The 17,916-nt window shown below is 61.4% G+C and carries 10 protein-coding genes; 5 read left to right on the forward strand and 5 right to left on the reverse strand.

What is annotated here, in order from left to right; all coding sequences use genetic code 11:
- Nucleotides 1-550: 550 nt before the first annotated feature.
- A complete protein-coding gene (locus FHK92_RS28120) occupies nucleotides 551-1,255 on the forward strand; it encodes a methyl-accepting chemotaxis protein (RefSeq protein WP_375154604.1) in 705 nt (234 codons plus the stop codon).
- Nucleotides 1,256-1,374: 119 nt separating this feature from the next.
- On the opposite strand, the gene FHK92_RS07815 is transcribed toward FHK92_RS28120, so the two are convergent.
- The gene (locus FHK92_RS07815; protein WP_181287560.1) at nucleotides 1,375-2,151 is read right to left on the reverse strand and encodes a TatD family hydrolase; all 777 of its coding nucleotides are present in this window, start codon (nucleotides 2,149-2,151) and stop codon (nucleotides 1,375-1,377) included.
- A gap of 16 nt (nucleotides 2,152-2,167) precedes the next feature.
- Complete coding sequence (cra, locus tag FHK92_RS07820) at nucleotides 2,168-3,163, reverse strand: catabolite repressor/activator (protein ID WP_181287561.1); 996 nt, start codon at nucleotides 3,161-3,163, stop codon at nucleotides 2,168-2,170.
- A gap of 289 nt (nucleotides 3,164-3,452) precedes the next feature.
- Here cra and ptsP point away from each other — a divergent pair, with 289 nt between their 5' ends.
- From ptsP to FHK92_RS07840, 4 genes are all read left to right on the forward strand, one after another.
- A complete protein-coding gene (gene ptsP / locus FHK92_RS07825) occupies nucleotides 3,453-6,317 on the forward strand; it encodes a phosphoenolpyruvate--protein phosphotransferase (RefSeq protein WP_181287562.1) in 2,865 nt (954 codons plus the stop codon).
- Nucleotides 6,317-7,258 (forward strand): 1-phosphofructokinase, encoded by a 942-nt coding sequence (gene pfkB, locus FHK92_RS07830; protein WP_181287563.1) that lies wholly within the window; start codon nucleotides 6,317-6,319, stop codon nucleotides 7,256-7,258. The genes ptsP and pfkB overlap by 1 nt, the downstream gene beginning before the upstream one ends.
- Before the next feature lie 14 nt (nucleotides 7,259-7,272).
- Nucleotides 7,273-9,018, forward strand: coding sequence for a PTS fructose-like transporter subunit IIB (locus FHK92_RS07835; RefSeq protein ID WP_181287564.1), 1,746 nt, complete (start codon nucleotides 7,273-7,275; stop codon nucleotides 9,016-9,018).
- A gap of 199 nt (nucleotides 9,019-9,217) precedes the next feature.
- Nucleotides 9,218-10,759 carry an alkaline phosphatase D family protein gene (locus FHK92_RS07840; RefSeq protein WP_181287565.1) on the forward strand — a complete coding sequence of 514 codons (1,542 nt, stop codon included), beginning with the start codon at nucleotides 9,218-9,220 and terminating at the stop codon, nucleotides 10,757-10,759.
- A 146-nt stretch (nucleotides 10,760-10,905) separates the two neighbouring features.
- Here the strand turns inward: FHK92_RS07840 and FHK92_RS07845 are convergent, their stop codons facing one another.
- The 3 genes from FHK92_RS07845 to FHK92_RS07855 all read right to left on the reverse strand — a co-directional run bounded on the left by FHK92_RS07845 (nucleotide 10,906) and on the right by FHK92_RS07855 (nucleotide 17,304).
- Nucleotides 10,906-13,431 carry a PepSY domain-containing protein gene (locus FHK92_RS07845; protein ID WP_181287566.1) on the reverse strand — a complete coding sequence of 842 codons (2,526 nt, stop codon included), beginning with the start codon at nucleotides 13,429-13,431 and terminating at the stop codon, nucleotides 10,906-10,908.
- A gap of 203 nt (nucleotides 13,432-13,634) precedes the next feature.
- Nucleotides 13,635-15,914, reverse strand: a complete 2,280-nt coding sequence (locus tag FHK92_RS07850; protein WP_181287567.1) for an alpha-xenorhabdolysin family binary toxin subunit A — start codon at nucleotides 15,912-15,914, stop codon at nucleotides 13,635-13,637.
- 226 nt (nucleotides 15,915-16,140) lie between these two features.
- Entirely contained in the window at nucleotides 16,141-17,304 is a 1,164-nt protein-coding gene (locus tag FHK92_RS07855; protein WP_181287568.1) for a type III PLP-dependent enzyme, read from the reverse strand.
- Nucleotides 17,305-17,916 lie beyond the last annotated feature (612 nt).

Raw genomic sequence — 17,916 nt, forward strand, 5'->3', positions numbered from 1 at the left:
CAAAAGCACCCTCAAGCAGGTTGCCGAGCTGATTGAGAACCAAGTCGTCATGGCCGATACCCTTGATGCGCCATGGCCGGCATTCTTCGAACAAATCAGCGGCCTGATGGAGCAGACCTATCGGCTGAACGAGCAAACGCTGGACTTTCTCGGTGTGCAACTGCAGAACCGCCTGGAGCAGAACCGCAGGCACATGGTGCTGCAAGCCGTGGCACTGGCCGCAGTGTTCCTGCTTATTTTTTACCTGTACGCCGGGTTCTACGCCTCGACGCGTACCACGCTCAAGCATCTTGGCGCGATGATGGACAAGGTCGCGGCGGGTGACATGACGGTCAACTTCGTGGCCCGCAGCAAGGATGAGCTGGGCGAGTTGGGTGAGGTATTCAACGGCACGGTGGCGAAGATCCATGATCTGATCGAGCAAGTCGGCCACACCGTCGCCGAGGTCGAGCGCCAGGCGGGGCAGGTGGAAACGGTATCGGCCCAGAGCAACCAGGCCGTCGCCGGCCAGCGCAGCCAGATCGAGCTGGTCGCCACGGCGATGAACCAGATGTCGGCCACCGCTCAGGAAGTCGCCCGCAGTGCCGCGGCGGCGGTCAGCAGTGCCCATAGCGTGAACGACGAAACCCTCAGCGGGCGGGGGCTGGTGGAGTCCCAGCAAGGCAGCATTGCGCGGCTGGCCAGTGAAATCGATCAGTCAGTGCAAGTGATCAATCAACTGGCGAGCGACAGCCAGTCCATAAGCCGTGTCTTGGATGTAATCAAGAGCATCGCCGAGCAAACCAACCTGCTGGCCCTCAACGCCGCTATCGAAGCCGCCCGGGCCGGCGAGCAAGGGCGCGGGTTCGCCGTGGTGGCCGATGAGGTGCGAACCCTGGCCAAGCGGACCCAGCAATCGACTGAAGAAATCGAAGCGATGATCAGTCGCCTGCATGGCGGCGTCGGTGCCGCCGTCAAGGCGATGGGCACCAGTCATGAGATGGCCAGCGGCACGGTAGGTCAGTCGGAGAAAGTCCAGCAGGCGCTGGAAAACATTCTCGGCGCGGTCGGCATGATCGTCGACCAGAACCAGCAGATCGCCGCTGCGGTGGAGCAACAGACCGCCGTGGCCCACGACATCGACCAGAACATCGTCGAGATCAACCGCGCCGGCGAACGTACCGCCGAAGGCGCCCACCAGACCGAGGACGCCAGCCGCGAATTGTCCGCCCAGGTGGTGCAGCTCAAGCAATTGATCAATGCGTTTCGGGTGTAATTCCTAGGCCCACCACAGATCCAATGTGGGAGCGAGCTTGCTCGCGATGGCGTCAGGTCAGCCGACACTGATGTTGGCTGATACACCGCCATCGCGAGCAAGCTCGCTCCCACAGGTTTTTACCAGTTGAACAGCTCGCGGGCGTTGGCGGTGCTGGACTCGGCCAATCGCTCGGCACTGATCTCCATGATCCCCGCCAGCGCCTCACAAATCGCCGGCAAATGCGCCGGGCTGTTGCGTTGGCCGGGGAACATCGCCGGAGCCATGTCCGGGGAGTCGGTCTCCAGCACCACCGCATCCAACGGCAGTTTCGGCAGTACCCGGTGCATGCGCAGGGCCTGGGGCCACGTGGCCGCGCCGCCGAGGCCGAGCTTGAAACCGAGCTTGATGTATTCGCGGGCCTCTTCGAAGCTGCCGGCAAAGGCATGAATGATGCCGGCACGCGCCGGGCAGATGCGTTTAAGCGTCGCGATCACAGCGGCATGGCTGCGGCGCACATGGATCAGCGCCGGCAATTCGAATTCCACGGCCAGTTCCAGCTGCGCCTCGAACAGCGCTTGCTGGCGGTCGCGATCCAGGGTCTCGACGTAGTAGTCCAGGCCGATTTCCCCCACCGCGCACAACTGCCGATGTCCGGCCAGGCGGGTCAGCCATCCGCGCAACTGCGCAAGATCATCGTTGTGATGCTGATCGAGATAGACCGGATGCAAGCCCAGCGCGGCATGCAGGTGTGGGTCGCTTTGCACCAGATCCCAGACGCGCTGCCAATTGTCCCGGTACACCCCCAGCACCACCATTTCCCGGACGCCCAGGGCGCGGCTTTCGGCCAGCAGCGCCGGCCGGTCCACGTCGAAATCGGGAAAGTCCAGGTGGGTGTGGGTGTCGATCAGTTCCATGCGGGGTTCCGAAACTTCAGCCTTGGTGAATGCGCTGTTTGAACGTACGCGCAATCGCCTGCACACCGGGTTGGTAGTCATCGTTTTCGATGGCCGCCAACGCCAGTTCAAGGGCTTTCTCGGCGATCAACTGATGCTGCTGGGACATGGCATTGACCGGCAGTGGCAGGAAATCCAACAGCTGCGTGTCACCAAATGTGCCCAGGCGCAGCGGTCGCGCCTTGAGTGGGAAATCGTGAAGGGCATCGAATACCCCTTGCAGCAACACGTAGGAGGTGGTGATCAACGCGTCGGGCAAATGGCCCAGGCGGGCGAGCATTTCGTCCATCATCTGGCGACCGCATTCACGGCTGAACGACTCGCCATGTTCGATCAGCACCTGGCCTTCGAAGCCTTCCAGCGCCTCGCGAAAACCTGCGGTCCGTTCCTGGCTTATGCTCAGTTCGGGGCGGGCGCTGATCAGCGCGATCTGTCGTGGGTTCGTCTCCAGAAGGCTGCGGGTCAATTGCAGGCTGGCCTGGCGATCATCGCTGATCACCGAGCAGAAATGCGCGGGTTCCATCACCCGGTCGATGGCGATGATCGGGATGCCCTTGGCCTGCAATTGACGGTAGCTGTCGTCTTCGGCGGGCAGGCAACTGGCGACGATCAGCGCATCGCAGCGCCGGGCGCGGAACAGTTGCAACAATTGCCGCTCGCTGTCGGGTGCATCATCGGAGCTGGCGATCAGCAGTTGGTAGCCTCGGGCGCGAGCACCTTGTTCCAGCAACTTGGCGATACGTGCATAGCTGGGGTTTTCCAGGTCCGGCAAGATAAAACCTAAAGTGCGGGTATGCCGGCTGCGCAATCCGGCAGCCTGGGGGTTGGGCGTGAAGCCATGCTCTTCGACCACCGCCCGCACCCGCTCGACGGTCGCGTTGCTGATGCGTTGCTGTTCGGCCTTGCCGTTGATGACGTAGCTGGCGGTGGTCACGGACACACCGGCGAGCTGGGCGATATCACTGAGTTTCAACCCGGTTTTCCTTGTTTTTTCGAGTTTGCCCCGACAATGAAGGCCCATCCTACCCGATTCGGATCGATGGTCACCCTCCAGACGCTTTCGACAAGTTGCACTTCAAGGATGAGAGATTATCGAGTAACGTGCCAATCTTTCTAGATTAAACGTTTCAGCAGGCGTATTTTCAAGGCTCTCAGGTTTTTGGTCGGTGCTGCCGCGATACCACCGGAAGCCGTTTTGCAACGCTAAGCTGATTCATTCAAAACAATACCTGGCGCCAACCGGACGCCAAAAAGGAGAAAGCATGCTCGAGCTCACTTTAGAGCAGATATCCATGGCCCAGGTGGCTGTGGATAAAGACGCCGCGCTGCAACTGCTCGCTGACAAACTGGTGGCCGATGGCCTGGTAGCCGAGGGCTATCTTGCCGGGTTGCAGGCCCGCGAGGCCCAGGGCTCGACCTTTCTTGGCCAAGGTATTGCCATTCCCCACGGCACTCCGCAGACCCGTGACCTGGTGTATTCCACTGGCGTGCGCTTGCTGCAATTTCCTGACGGCGTGGACTGGGGCGATGGCCAGATCGTTTACCTGGCGATCGGCATCGCGGCCAAGTCCGACGAACACTTGCGCCTGCTGCAACTGCTGACCCGTGCCCTCGGCGAGACCGACCTGGGCCAGGCCCTGCGCCGCGCCGGCTCGGCCGAAGCGCTGCTGAAATTGCTGCAAGGCGCGCCGCAGGAGCTGGCGCTGGATGCGCAGATGATCGGCCTCGGCGTGTCGGCCGACGATTTCGAAGAATTGGTCTGGCGCGGGGCCCGTTTGTTGCGCCAGGCCGATTGCGTGAGCAACGGCTTTGCTGGCGTATTGCAGCAGGTCGACGCGTTGCCCCTCGGCGACGGGCTCTGGTGGCTGCACAGCGAGCAGACCGTCAAGCGCCCGGGCCTGGCCTTCGTCACGCCGGACAAACCCATTCGTTACCTCGGCCAACCCTTGAGCGGATTGTTCTGCCTGGCGAGCCTGGGGGAAGCCCATCAAGCCTTGTTGGAAAGACTCTGCGCGTTGCTGATCGAAGGTCGCGGCCATGAATTGGGCCGTGCCACCAGCAGCCGCAAAGTGCTGGAAGTGCTCGGCGGCGAGCTGCCTGCCGATTGGCCCAGCGCGCGCATCGGCCTGGCAAATGCCCACGGGTTGCATGCGCGTCCGGCGAAGATCCTCGCCCAGTTGGCGAAAAGCTTCGAAGGCGAGATCCGCGTGCGCATCGTCGATGGCCAGGACAGCGCCGTATCGGTGAAGAGCCTGAGCAAGCTGCTGAGCCTGGGCGCTCGTCGTGGTCAGGTCCTGGAGTTCATTGCCGAACCCGGCATTGCCGCCGACGCGTTGCCGGCGTTGCTCGCAGCCGTCGAAGAAGGTCTCGGCGAAGAAGTCGAACCGCTGCCGCCACCGAGCGCGCCACGGGAAACCACCATTGCCGAAGTCGCCACCGTGATGTTGGCGCCCGAATCCGGCAGCCTGATCCAGGCCGTCGCGGCCGCGCCGGGTATCGCCATCGGCCCGGCGCATATCCAAGTGCTGCAAGACATCGAGTATCCACTGCGTGGCGAGTCCCCAGCGATCGAGCGCGAGCGCCTGCAGAAAGCCCTGAGCCAGGTGCGTCGGGACATCGAAGGCCTGATCGAGCGTGCCAAGGCCAAGGCCATCCGCGAGATCTTCATCACTCATCAGGAAATGCTCGACGACCCGGAACTGACCGACGAAGTCGACACCCGCCTGAAGCTGGGCGAGAGCGCACAAGCGGCCTGGATGGGCGTGATCGAGGCCGCCGCGAAAGAACAGGAAGCCTTGCAGGATGCCTTGCTCGCCGAGCGCGCCGCCGATTTGCGGGACGTCGGTCGTCGGGTGCTGGCGCAACTGTGCGGCATCGAAACCCCGGCTGAACCCGAACAACCCTACATTCTGGTGATGGACGAAGTCGGCCCGTCCGACGTCGCCCGCCTGGACCCGGCGCGCGTGGCGGGGATTCTCACCGCACGCGGCGGCGCCACCGCCCACAGTGCCATCGTCGCCCGCGCCTTGGGCATTCCGGCCCTGGTCGGCGCTGGAGCGGCGGTGTTGCTATTGGCGCCGGGCACGTCCTTGCTGTTGGACGGCCAGCGCGGTCGCCTGCATGTCGACCCGGACGCCGCCACATTGCAGCGGGCCAAGGAGGAACGCGACACCCGCGAGCAACGCCTCAAGGTCGCTGCCGAACAACGGCATCAACCGGCGCTGACCCGCGACGGTCACGCCGTTGAAGTATTCGCCAACGTCGGCGAAAGCGCCGGCGTCACCAGCGCGGTGGAGCAGGGCGCCGAAGGCATCGGCTTGTTGCGCACCGAGCTGATCTTCATGGCCCACACCGAGGCCCCGGACGAAGCGACCCAGGAAGCCGAATACCGCAAGGTGCTCGATGGCCTGGCCGGTCGGCCGCTGGTGGTGCGTACCCTTGACGTCGGCGGTGACAAGCCGCTGCCTTATTGGCCGATCGCCAAAGAGGAAAACCCGTTCCTCGGCGTGCGCGGCATCCGCCTGACCTTGCAGCGTCCGCATATCATGGAAGCGCAACTGCGCGCCCTGTTGCGCTCGGCCGACAACCGTCCGCTGCGGATCATGTTCCCCATGGTCGGCAGCGTCGACGAATGGCGCCAGGCCCGGGACGTGACCGAGCGCTTGCGCCGGGAGATTCCCGTGGCGGACCTGCAACTGGGGATCATGATCGAAGTACCGTCCGCCGCGCTGCTGGCCCCGGTACTCGCCAAGGAAGTCGACTTCTTCAGCGTCGGCACCAATGACCTGACCCAATACACCCTGGCGATCGACCGTGGTCACCCGACCCTGTCGGCCCAGGCCGATGGCTTGCACCCAGCGGTGCTGCAATTGATCGACATCACCGTGCGCGCCGCCCATGCCCATGGCAAATGGGTCGGTGTGTGCGGCGAGCTGGCGGCCGATCCGCTGGCGGTGCCGGTGCTGGTGGGCCTGGGCGTGGACGAGTTGAGTGTCTCGGCCCGCAGCATTGCCGAGGTCAAGGCGCGGGTCCGCGAATTGAGCCTGGCGCAAGTACAAACCCTGGCTCAAGAGGCCTTGGCCGTGGGCAGCGCCGATGATGTGCGCGCATTAGTGGAGGCGCTGTAATGGCGAAGATTCTTACCCTGACCCTCAACCCGGCGCTCGACCTCACGGTGGAATTGGCGCGCCTGGAGCCGGGCCAGGTCAACCGCAGCGACGCCATGCACGCCCACGCCGCCGGCAAGGGCGTGAACGTGGCGCAAGTGTTGGCGGATCTCGGCCATACGCTGACCGTCAGCGGTTTTCTCGGTGAGGACAACGCCCAGGTGTTCGAGACGTTGTTCGCCCAGCGTGGCTTTGTCGACGCGTTTATCCGCGTCCCCGGCGAAACCCGCAGCAACATCAAGCTGGCCGAACAGGATGGGCGCATCACCGACCTCAACGGTCCGGGCCCGATGGTCGATGACGCCGCGCAGCAGGCGTTGCTGGCGCGCCTCGAACAAATCGCCCCTGGCCATGACGCCGTGGTCGTGGCCGGCAGCTTGCCCCGAGGCGTCAGTCCGCAATGGTTGCAGGCGCTGATTACCCGGTTGAAAAACCTCGGCTTGAACGTCGCCCTCGACACCAGCGGCGAAGCGTTGCGCGTCGCCCTGGCGGCCGGGCCGTGGTTGATCAAGCCGAACACCGAGGAACTGGCCGATGCGCTGGGTTGCGATGTGGTCACGGAGTTGGCCCAAGCCCAAGCGGCGCAGCGCCTGCATGCCCAAGGTGTCGAACACGTGGTGATTTCCCACGGCGCCGACGGTGTGAATTGGTTCAGCGTCGGTTCGGCGCTGCATGCCTCGCCACCCAAGGTCACGGTTGCCAGTACCGTGGGCGCGGGCGATTCGCTGCTGGCCGGCATGCTGCACGGATTGCTCGGTGCCCACGCGCCGGAGCAGACCCTGCGCACCGCCACGGCGATCGCCGCCATGGCGGTCACCCAGATCGGTTTTGGTATCCACGACACCGCGTTGCTGGCGTCGCTTGAACAGGGCGTGCGCGTGCGCCCCCTGACAGAACAATAAGAGGGTTCGCAAGTATGAAACTAGCCATTGTGACGGCCTGCCCGAACGGCATGGTCACCAGTGTGTTGTGTGCCCGCCTGCTGGATGCGGCGGCCCAGCGCCAGGGTTGGAGCACCAGTGTCGAAGTCCATGACGCGGCCCATCCGGAACGCCAATTGTCAGCGGCGACTCTCGAGTCGGCCGAGTGGGTGTTGCTGGTCGCCAGCGGCCCGGTGGACCTTTCGCGGTTCGTCGGCAAGCGCGTGTTCCGCAGCACGCCGGCCCTGGCCTTGCAAGACGTTGACGCCGTGCTGCGTCGCGGTGCCGAAGAGGCCGAGGTGCTGGGCGAGGCCGACGTGCTCGCCGAAGAGCCTGCGCCATCGGCCGAGCGCGCCCCGCGCCTGGTTGCCATCACCGCGTGCCCGACCGGCGTCGCCCATACCTTCATGGCCGCCGAAGCCTTGCAACAGGCAGCGGCGCGCTTGGGTTACGACCTGAAGATCGAGACCCAGGGCTCGGTGGGGGCCCGAAATCCGTTGAGCCCCGAGGCAATTGCCGAGGCTGACGTGGTGTTGCTGGCGACTGACATTGAAGTCGCCACCGAGCGTTTCGCCGGCAAGAAAATCTACCGCTGCGGCACCGGCATTGCGTTGAAGCAGGCCGAAGCCACGCTGAAAAAAGCCTTGGCCGAAGGTGTCCAGGAAAGTGCAGCGAGCGGCGCGTCCACGGGCCCGGCGAAGTCGGAAAAAAGCGGCGTCTACAAGCACTTGCTGACGGGGGTGTCGTTCATGCTGCCGATGGTGGTGGCTGGCGGCCTGATGATTGCCTTGTCGTTCGTGTTCGGCATCACCGCCTTCAAGGAGCCTGGCACCCTGGCGGCAGCGCTGATGCAGATTGGCGGCGACACCGCGTTCAAATTGATGGTGCCGCTGCTGGCGGGCTACATCGCCTATTCCATCGCCGACCGGCCGGGCCTGGCGCCCGGCATGATTGGCGGACTGCTCGCCAGCACCCTCGGCGCCGGATTCATTGGCGGGATCATCGCCGGCTTCCTCGCTGGCTACGCCGCCAAGGCGATCAACCGTTACGCGCGCCTGCCCCAGAGCCTGGAGGCGCTCAAGCCGATTCTGATCATTCCGCTGCTGGCGAGCCTGTTCACCGGGTTGGTAATGATTTACATCGTCGGCAAACCCGTCGCGGGCATGCTCGAAGGGCTGACCCACTTCCTCGACAGCATGGGCACCACCAACGCGATCCTGCTGGGTGTGCTGCTGGGGGCGATGATGTGCGTCGACCTCGGCGGGCCGATCAACAAGGCTGCGTATGCCTTTTCGGTGGGGCTGCTGGCTTCGCAGAGTTATGCGCCAATGGCCGCGACCATGGCCGCCGGGATGGTGCCGCCCATTGGGCTGGGCATCGCCACCTTCCTGGCCCGGCGCAAATTCGCCCAGACCGAGCGCGAGGCCGGTAAAGCGGCGTTGGTGCTGGGGCTGTGCTTCATTTCCGAAGGCGCGATCCCGTTCGCTGCCAAGGATCCGCTGCGGGTGATCCCGGCCAGCATCGCCGGCGGTGCGCTGACCGGTGCGCTGTCGATGTACTTCGGCTGCAAGCTCATGGCGCCCCACGGCGGCCTGTTCGTGATGCTGATCCCCAATGCCATCAACCATGCGCTGTTGTATTTGCTGGCGATCGTGGCGGGCGCGCTGTTGACTGGGGTGGCGTATGCGCTGCTCAAGCGGCCGGAAGTGGTGGAAATGGCGTTGGAGCCGGTGAAGGCCTGATCATTTCTTAAGGTGCCATGCCCCCTGTGGGAGCGAGCTTGCTCGCGATAGCGGTGTATCAGCCGGCAATCAGGTTGCCTGACACTCCGCAATCGCGAGCAAGCTCGCTCCCACACTGGTTTTGGGGGGGGGGCACAAAAATCTGTCACACCCACTTCACACGGCCATGCTTAAGTTTTCCCATTTCAAGGAGAACACCATGAGCGAATTCGACCTTGGCCGTCGCCGTGTGATGCAAGCCGTAGGCGCTGGTTTATTGCTGCCCGGGCTGGCCCCGGCGGTGATCGCTTCGGTCAAGGACCGGCCCGTGCTGACCGAAGGCGTGCAGTCGGGCGACTTGCAGGGCGATCGCGCGATGATCTGGAGTCGCAGCGACCGTCCGGCGCGGATGGTGGTGGAGTGGGACACCCGCAGCCAGTTCTCCAATCCCCGGCGCTTCGTCTCGGCGCTGGCCGACAGCCGCAGCGATTTCACCGCCCGGGTCGAGCTCACCGGCCTGCCGCCCGACCAGGCGATTTTCTACCGCGTGCATTTCGAAGACGCCCAGAGCGGCGTGGCCAGCGAGCCCTGGCTCGGGCATTTGCGCAGCGTGCCGCAGTTCAAGCGCAACATCCGGTTTGTCTGGAGCGGCGACACCGTCGGCCAGGGCTTCGGCATCAACCCGGACATTGGCGGCATGCGCATCTACGAAGCCATGCGCCTGCGCCTGCCGGACTTTTTTATCCACAGTGGCGACACCATCTATGCCGACGGTCCGGTGCCTGCGCAGCTCACCACCGAGGGCGGGCGCATCTGGCGCAACCTCACCACGGAAGCCAAGAGCAAGGTCGCCGAGACCCTGGACGAATATCGGGGCAACTACCGCTACAACCTGATGGATGAAAACGTGCGTAGCTTCAACGCCGAGGTGCCGCAGATCTGGCAATGGGACGACCACGAAGTGGTCAACAATTGGTCGCCGGGCAAGCAACTGGACGAGCGCTACCAGACCAAGGATATCCACAGCCTGGTCGGCCGCGCGCGGCAAGCCTGGTTGGAATATGCGCCGATGCGCCTACAGAAGGCCGATGGTGGAGGACGCATCTACCGCAAGCTCGGCTATGGGCCGATGCTGGATGTGTTCGTGCTGGACATGCGCAGCTACCGCGAAGCCAACGACGCCAACCTCGGCGCGGCGAAACCGTTTCTGGGCCGTGCGCAGTTGGATTGGCTCAAGCGCGAGTTGAAGCAATCCCGGGCGCAGTGGAAAGTCATCGCCGCCGACATGCCCATCGGCCTGGGCGTGCCGGATGGTGAGGTCAGCCCCGGCGTGCCGCGCTGGGAAGCGGTCGCCAACGGTGACCCGGGCGAGGCCCAGGGCCGTGAAGTAGAGATTGCCGAACTGCTCGGTTACCTGCGCAAGCATCAGGTGCGCAATTACGTCTGGCTCACCGCCGATGTCCACTATTGCGCCGCCCACCACTACCACCCCGAACAGGCTGCGTTCCAGGATTTCGAACCGTTCTGGGAATTCGTCGCCGGGCCATTGAACGCCGGCAGCTTCGGGCCCAATGCCCTGGACAAGACCTTCGGCCCGGAGGTGGTGTTCCAGAAAGCCCCACCGGCCCAGAACACCTCGCCGTTTGCCGGTTATCAGTTCTTTGGCGAGGTGAACATCGACGGGCAGAGTGGCGAAATGAGCGTAGTGCTGCGGGACTTGGAAGGCGTGGCGGTGTTTGAGAAAAAGCTGCAGCCGTTGTGAGTTCTGAAGCTCAACACAGAACCCATGTGGGAGCGAGCTTGCTCGCGATGGCGATGTGTCAGTCAAGGAAGTGTTGATTGATCATCCGCTATCGCGAGCAAGCTCGCTCCCACAGGGGACTCGATTGAACTCTGGGTAAGCGTTCGTCAGTACACATCCCGCCGATACCGCCCCTGCTCGATCAACTTTTCCACTTCCTCACGCCCCAGCACCAGGTTGAGCACGTGATCCACCCCTGACGCCATCCCTTGCAGGCTGCCGCAGACATAGATCACCGCGCCATCGGCCAGCCATTGCTTGAGCAACGCCGCCGATTCCAGCAGGCGATCCTGGACGTAGATTTTCTGTTCCTGATCTCGGGAGAAGGCCAGGTCCAGGCGCTCCAGGTCGCCAGAGGTGACCCACTCCTGCAGTTCATCGCAACAGTGGAAATCATGCTCACGGTTGCGCTCGCCAAACAGCAGCCAGTTACGCTGCATACCCTCGGCGACGCGGGCCTTGAGCGAGCTGCGCAGGCCGGCCAGGCCGGTGCCGTTGCCCAGCAGGATCATCGGCACGCCTTGCGGCGGCAAATGGAAACTGCTGTTGCGCCGTACCCGCAGGCTGATGGCGCTGCCCAACGGCGCGTATTCTGTGAGCCAGCCGGAGCCGACGCCCAGGCTGCCGTCGGCGTGACGTTCCTGGCGCACGATCAGTTCCAGCACGCCATCGGCGGGAATCGATGCGATGGAGTATTCGCGCATGCCCAGCGGTGCAAGTGCTTCCACTAATGCCTGGGCGTGCAGGCCTACCAGGTGGGCGCGGTTTTTCGGCAACTGGCGCGTCGCCAGGGCTTGTTCGAGTGTCTGCTGCAAACCATCGACCTTTACTCGAGCAATACCAGCGATGCCCAGCCCATCGAGGAAATGATCAATCGCCGATCGGTCATTGCGCGGCAGGATTTCCACCAGGTCACCGGCCAGCCAACTGCTCGGGCCGGGGGCGGTGAGACCCAGCAGATAAACGCCCGAGCCGCTGCTGTGGGGGTTGAGCAGGGTGCGTTGGTTGAGCGTCCAGTTCTGGAAGCTTGGAGGCTGCCAAGCGTCCGCCGGAGCCTGGCCGGTCAGTTCGGCCAGTTGTTGCTGCCAGTGACGCAATGCATAAGGGTCGCCGCTGTCCACTTCCACCGGCGCGAACAGCGTCTTGCCGCCGTGCTCCGCCAACCAGGCATGCAAGCGCCGGGCGAAGCCGCAAAAGTTTTCGTATTGGCGATCGCCCAGGCCCAGTACCGAATATTGCAGGCGTTCAAGGCTCAAGGCCTGGCCCAGCACCTTTCGCTCGAAACCACGGGCGCTGTCCGGGCCTTCGCCGTCGCCAAACGTACTGACCACAAACAGCGCGCGGGTGGCGCTGTTCAGATCCTTCTCGCTGACGCCGGCCAGTGGCTGGACTTTTACCGGCAGCCCGGCGGCCTGGAGTTGGCCGGCAGTCTGCCAGGCCAATTGCTCCGCAAACCCACTCTGGCTGGCGAAGCCGATCAACCATGCCGGGGCATCACCAGGGCGTTCGGCCAATGCTTGGCGAGCCTGGCGGACCTGGCGCTTCTTGCGTCGGCGGTCCAGGTACAGCAGCCAGCCGGTGATGAAAAACAATGGCATGGCCAGCGCGGCAACAGTCATCAGGATCCGGCCGACCAGCCCGAAGTAACTGCCGACATGCAGCGCGTAGATGCTCGTCAGCAACTGGGCCTTGAGACTTTTGTCGCTGTAGCGGCTGTGACGGCTGATGGCGCCGGTGGCCGGGTCGAGGATGAGTTGGTTCAGTGCGCGGTCATGAGGCGAGTTTTTCAACAGATAGAAAACGGTCGCCGGTTGCCCTGAGACCGCTGGCATGCGCACGTTATAGGCCGACAGGTCGGGGCCGGCGGCGCTGTAGATGCTGCTCCACATCGCCCGGTAATCGGCGATCGGCGCCGGGCCGTTTGGCACGGGGTCGCGGTTGCGCACGCGCTCGTCCTTGGGCGAATCGGAGAGCAGGCGGGTCACGCCCTTGTTGTACCAGTCGTAGGACCAGGTCAGCCCGGTCAGGGCGGCCAAGAGGTAAAACACCAGGCACCAGGTGCCCGCGACCGAGTGCAAGTCCCAGTTGAAACTGCGGCCTTTCTTGGCCCAGTCGAGGGTCAGCCAGGCGCGCCAGTTTTTCCATTGCCGCGGCCAACGGAGGTACAGCCCGGACAGGCAGAAAAAAATCAGGATCAGCGTGCACGCACCGGTGATTTGCCGCCCCACGTCATCCAGGGTCAGGACGCGGTGCAGCCTGAGCACCAGGCCGAAGAAATCCTGGCCCACCACATCGCCCATGAACTGCCCGTTGTAGGGATTGAAATAGCGCATCGGCCCGCGTTTCTCTCCGGGCGGTGCCGTGAAGATCACCCGCGCGGCATTGCCACTGTCTGTCTCGACCCAGAGCATGTTGACGGTCTTGCCGGACGCGGCTTCGATCTGTTCCACCAGTTCAGCGGGCGGCAGGACGCCCGCCGGTTGCTGTTCAACCGTCAGCACCTGCGGATTCAACGCTCGCAGGATCTCGTCCTGGAACGATACCGTCGCACCGGTAATGCCCATCAATGCCAGGACCAGCCCGGCGCTGATGCCGAAAAACCAGTGCAACTGGAACAGGGTTTTCTTCAACACGTCGCTCGCCTTTCGTTCGTTACTTGTTCATCTCGGCGTGCATTATGCCGTGTGTTATCGAGAAGCATTCATAAACACACTAAAAAGCCCCGGTCATTTGCATGAGCGGGGCTTTCCAAAGCCGTCAAAGTGGATGGCTGTTCAAGCCCATCGTCGGTGGCGAGGAGATTTATCCGTGGATCGCGTTTTTCCCCGTTGCTTTTTTAATTGCGCCATTCCCTGCGAAGGGTATTCAAATGCCCGGTGAGAATGCCTGCCTGACTCAGAAATGTCTGGGCAACTGTTTCCAACGTCGCGGAGGCGCCATGGTTGTTAGTGTTCAGGAACTGACTGATGGCACCGGCCAAGCGGCTCATTTCGTCGAGATAAGTATCCCTTGTCGCTCGTACTGATTGTGCCTCGAGCAGCAATTGGTGGCGATCTCTTAGCATCTGGAGTTCGTTCTGCATGTGCGCCGATGTCTGGCGACGCCGGTCCAGCTCAACTTGAACCTGGCGCCTGGCCTCGATCAGGTTGCCATACTTGATGGCGTCCGAGACGAGGCCCAGCAGTCTACCGGCGACGTCCATACCCGATTGGATGAGCTTGAGTTGTGTAGGGGATGGATTCATTACGGCAAGGTTGCTGGCGGTGAGGAGCAATTCCTTGATCAGCGAAAAACTGTTGGTCGACTCGATCAGCTTGATGCTCTCGTTCAATACCGCTTCGTCGGTAAGCAGGCGTTCAATTGCCGCTTTTTCAGCGGCAGCCGGCAGCTCGCCCTGGCGGATCGTCTCCTCCAATGCCTGGATGCGGTATTGGTTGTCGCTGAGAGTGACAACCCTCAAGTTCGCCAAGCTATCGTCGAATGCGATTGCATATTCGCCGGTTTCAGACAGGGCACTGTTGATGAGTTGCTTGATTTCCTGGCTTAAGCTTTCAATGGCTTGCTGCTGTTCGGCGGTGGGATTTTCCCGGAGCCTTTCAATAGTGTCGATCAACGAAACTATCTCATCAGTTTGCAACGAGACGGGAATCAGGGTGATGGCGCGTTTCGCCTGGTCGTAGGCATTGCTGGTTTCCTTGCGCAGAGCGCTGAACTCCTCGACGAGGACCGGGATAGGAAGATTGTTCAGAATGCTGATTTTGTAATTGAGTTCATCCCGGCAAGCATGGATTTTTTTCACATCGGGTAGGACGTAATCGGTTGCCAGTTCAACGGAATCAATACCAGTCATCGTGTATTTCTCGGGTGTCGGGGACGGGAGCGCTGTCTCGGAAAAATACACTTGCGTCAGCGCGGATCTCGCAGTTGGCGAAAATAAAGGTTCTTCGGCAGCGTTGCTGAAGGCATTCAGTAAGTCGCGCGCTTGTTCTTGAATATTCTTCCAGTTGCTCATCATGGAGCTGAGCCGCGCGGAGAACGCGACCAGGTACATTGCATTGGTTACGCCATCGAGTCTCCTGGAGGATGCATCGACATAGGCCTGGATGAGTTCCCAGAGGCTTTCGAGATTCGAAGAGCTACCCACGGCATTCTCGACTCGAATTCTCAGATCATGGATATCACTTTCGAACGCGTTTAGATGCGCCAGGAGCTGATGGTTAGTCTCAATGCTTTTTTCAATCATCCGCCGTTCGGATACCAGTAGGTCTAGTTCTTGGCGGGCCTCGCTGGCTTTTTGGCCGTAGATCGTCGCGGTGATAGTGAAACCAACCGCCCCTGCGAACAAACCCCACCATTTGTTCTTGGAGTAGTTCTCGATCTCCGCCTGCCGTTCCCTGATTCGCTGGCTAAGAATATCGAGTCGCTCGTTGTGTTGTTTTATTTCCTCACTCGCATTCTGGCTGTTGATCAGCGTCAGTTTCAGGTCCAGTGCGGGCTTGATCGAATGGCCAATGCCATTTTTGAACTGGGTAATTTGAGTTTTCGTGGCGGAGGTTTTCGTGCTGTGGTGTTGGATCAAGCCTTTTAACTCTCTGACCAACTCCAGCAAGACAGGGGTTCTCCTTAACTCCTCGGAACTCAGGCGTATCTCCGGGAGGTTTTCGATCTCTTCGGGTGTCAGGTCGCCGATTTTCCCAATGCCGGATATATAACTGGGCAGGCTTTCAAGATACCCGATGATGGCTTCGCTGACGTTGGTCAGCTCATCAGCGAATACATGCAGGCCCGAACCGACTACCTTCATGCCGGTTTCAATGGCTGGCCAGGTTTCGGCGTGACTTTTTATTGTCTGGTAGAGAACCTGCATGTCTTCAGAGCGCAGGCCATTGATTTTAAGCTGGTCATATTTATAGATTTGCTCTATTTGCGCTGTATGGGTAGGCAAGGCCAATCCACGCACAACGTAATTTTTGATATTTCGAATATCACTCGTCGTAACCAGCAGTCCTTTGTCTCGCTGGACACCGGGAAGAGTCCCTGAGGCGGCGTTGATGAAATTCATTGTTAATGCGTTGAACTCACCAGCGGTGATGGGAGTGTCGTCAATAGTTAACATGTAAGTCCTTTTATTTGCGTGACGGCGTCGTGCCGATAGAAGAAAAGTAGCGGTTATTTGTTTGGGTGTTAAGCGCTAACTATTTGCGATGTGTAACTTTTGACGGGGGGTTGGTAATGGCGAAATATTACGCGGACGTTTCCACGCGGGCCGATGTTGCAAGGAAAACTTTTCATCACGCAAAAAAAAGGCCCGTGCAATCACGGGCCTGTTTTATTGATAAGACTTATACGTAAAACGACTTCAACGGCGGAAAGCCATTGAATTCCACCGCGCTATAACTGGTGGTGTACGCACCGGTCGACAACCAATACAGGCGATCACCAATGGCCAGGTTCAGCGGCAAACCGTACTTGTAGTTCTCGTACATGATGTCGGCGCTGTCGCAGGTCGGGCCGGCGATGACCACTTCTTCCATCTCGCCTTTCTTCTCGGTCCAGATCGGGAACTTGATGGCTTCGTCCATGGTTTCGATCAGGCCGGAGAACTTGCCCACGTCCGTATACACCCAGCGCTCGACGGCGGTACGGGACTTGCGCGCCACCAATACCACTTCGCTGACGAGGATACCGGCGTTGGCGATCAACGAACGGCCCGGCTCCAGGATGATTTCCGGCAGGTCGTCGCCGAAGTCTTCCTTCAGGAAGCGGATGATTTCCTCGGCGTAGGTTTCCAGGCTGTTGGTGCGGGTGATGTAGTTGGCCGGGAAGCCACCGCCCATGTTGATCAACTTCAAGATGATGCCGTCTTCTTCCTTCAGGCGCTCGAAGATCACCTTGACCTTGGCGATGGCCGCGTCCCAGACGCTGATGTCGCGCTGTTGCGAGCCCACGTGGAACGAGATGCCGTACGGCACCAGGCCCAGGTCACGGGCCAGGATCAGCAGGTCCATCGCCATGTCGGTCTGGCAGCCGAACTTGCGCGACAGCGGCCAGTCAGCGGTGGTCGAGCCTTCGGTGAGGATCCGCACATAGACCTTCGAGCCCGGTGCGGCCTTGGCGATGTTACGCAGGTCGGCTTCGGAGTCGGTGGCATACAGGCGCACGCCCTTCTCGTAGAAGTAGCGGATGTCCTTGGATTTCTTGATGGTGTTGCCGTAGCTGATCTGCTCCGGGCCAACGCCACGGCTCATGACCTTGTCCAGCTCGTAGATCGAGGCGATGTCGAAGTTCGAGCCTTTTTCCTTGAGCAGGTCGATGATTTCCACCGCCGGGTTGGCCTTGACGGCGTAGTAGACCTTGGCGAATTCGAAACCGGCGCGCAGGTCGTCGTAGGCCTGGGCGATCATCGCGGTGTCGATCACCACGAACGGGGTTTCTTGCTTGTCGGCGAACGCTTTCATTTTCTGGAAAGTTTCGCGCGCGAAATAATCTTCGACCTGGATCGACATACTTGGGACTCCTACTGGCAAACATCAGGATCAATGGGTTTGAGGGCAAGCTGCCCCCGCGAACGTCCTCCGTATCCCCACTTTGGTTCGCCTACTTCCCAAGGCATGTCGCCGAAAGCAAAAAGGCCACGGGATGCGTAATGCCCTTGGCCTTGCTGTCTCGTCGTCAGTACTTGAGCCGGATGGATCGTTTCCAGCATGGACGTTCGGCGCGAACTTTAGGGCGTGAGGGGCCTGAGATCAACTAAAAATGTCGCGTTTTTGCACGTCTCCGTCGTGCGGTGCGCGACAGGCCATGATGTAACCGACCGGTGTGACAGGTTGATGTTCCCTTTGATCGGTTTTCGAGCCTGCTGAATGTGCCTTTGCTTTTGTGGCGAGGGAGCTTGCTCCCGCTGGGTCGCGAAGCGGCCCCAAAAAAGCGATGAGCGCTTCGCACTCAAGCGGGAGCAAGCTCCCTCGCCACAAAAGCGGGCCACAAAGCCAGCCACAAAGGCTGCGGTGTCTGATCAGGCGTAACCGACCGGTGTGACAGGTTGATGTTCCCTTTGATCGGTTTTCGGGCCTGTTGAATGTGCCTTTGCTTTTGTGGCGAGGGGATTTATCCCCGCT

It is taken from the genome of Pseudomonas brassicacearum subsp. neoaurantiaca, from assembly GCF_013608025.1.
Taxonomy (GTDB): domain Bacteria; phylum Pseudomonadota; class Gammaproteobacteria; order Pseudomonadales; family Pseudomonadaceae; genus Aquipseudomonas.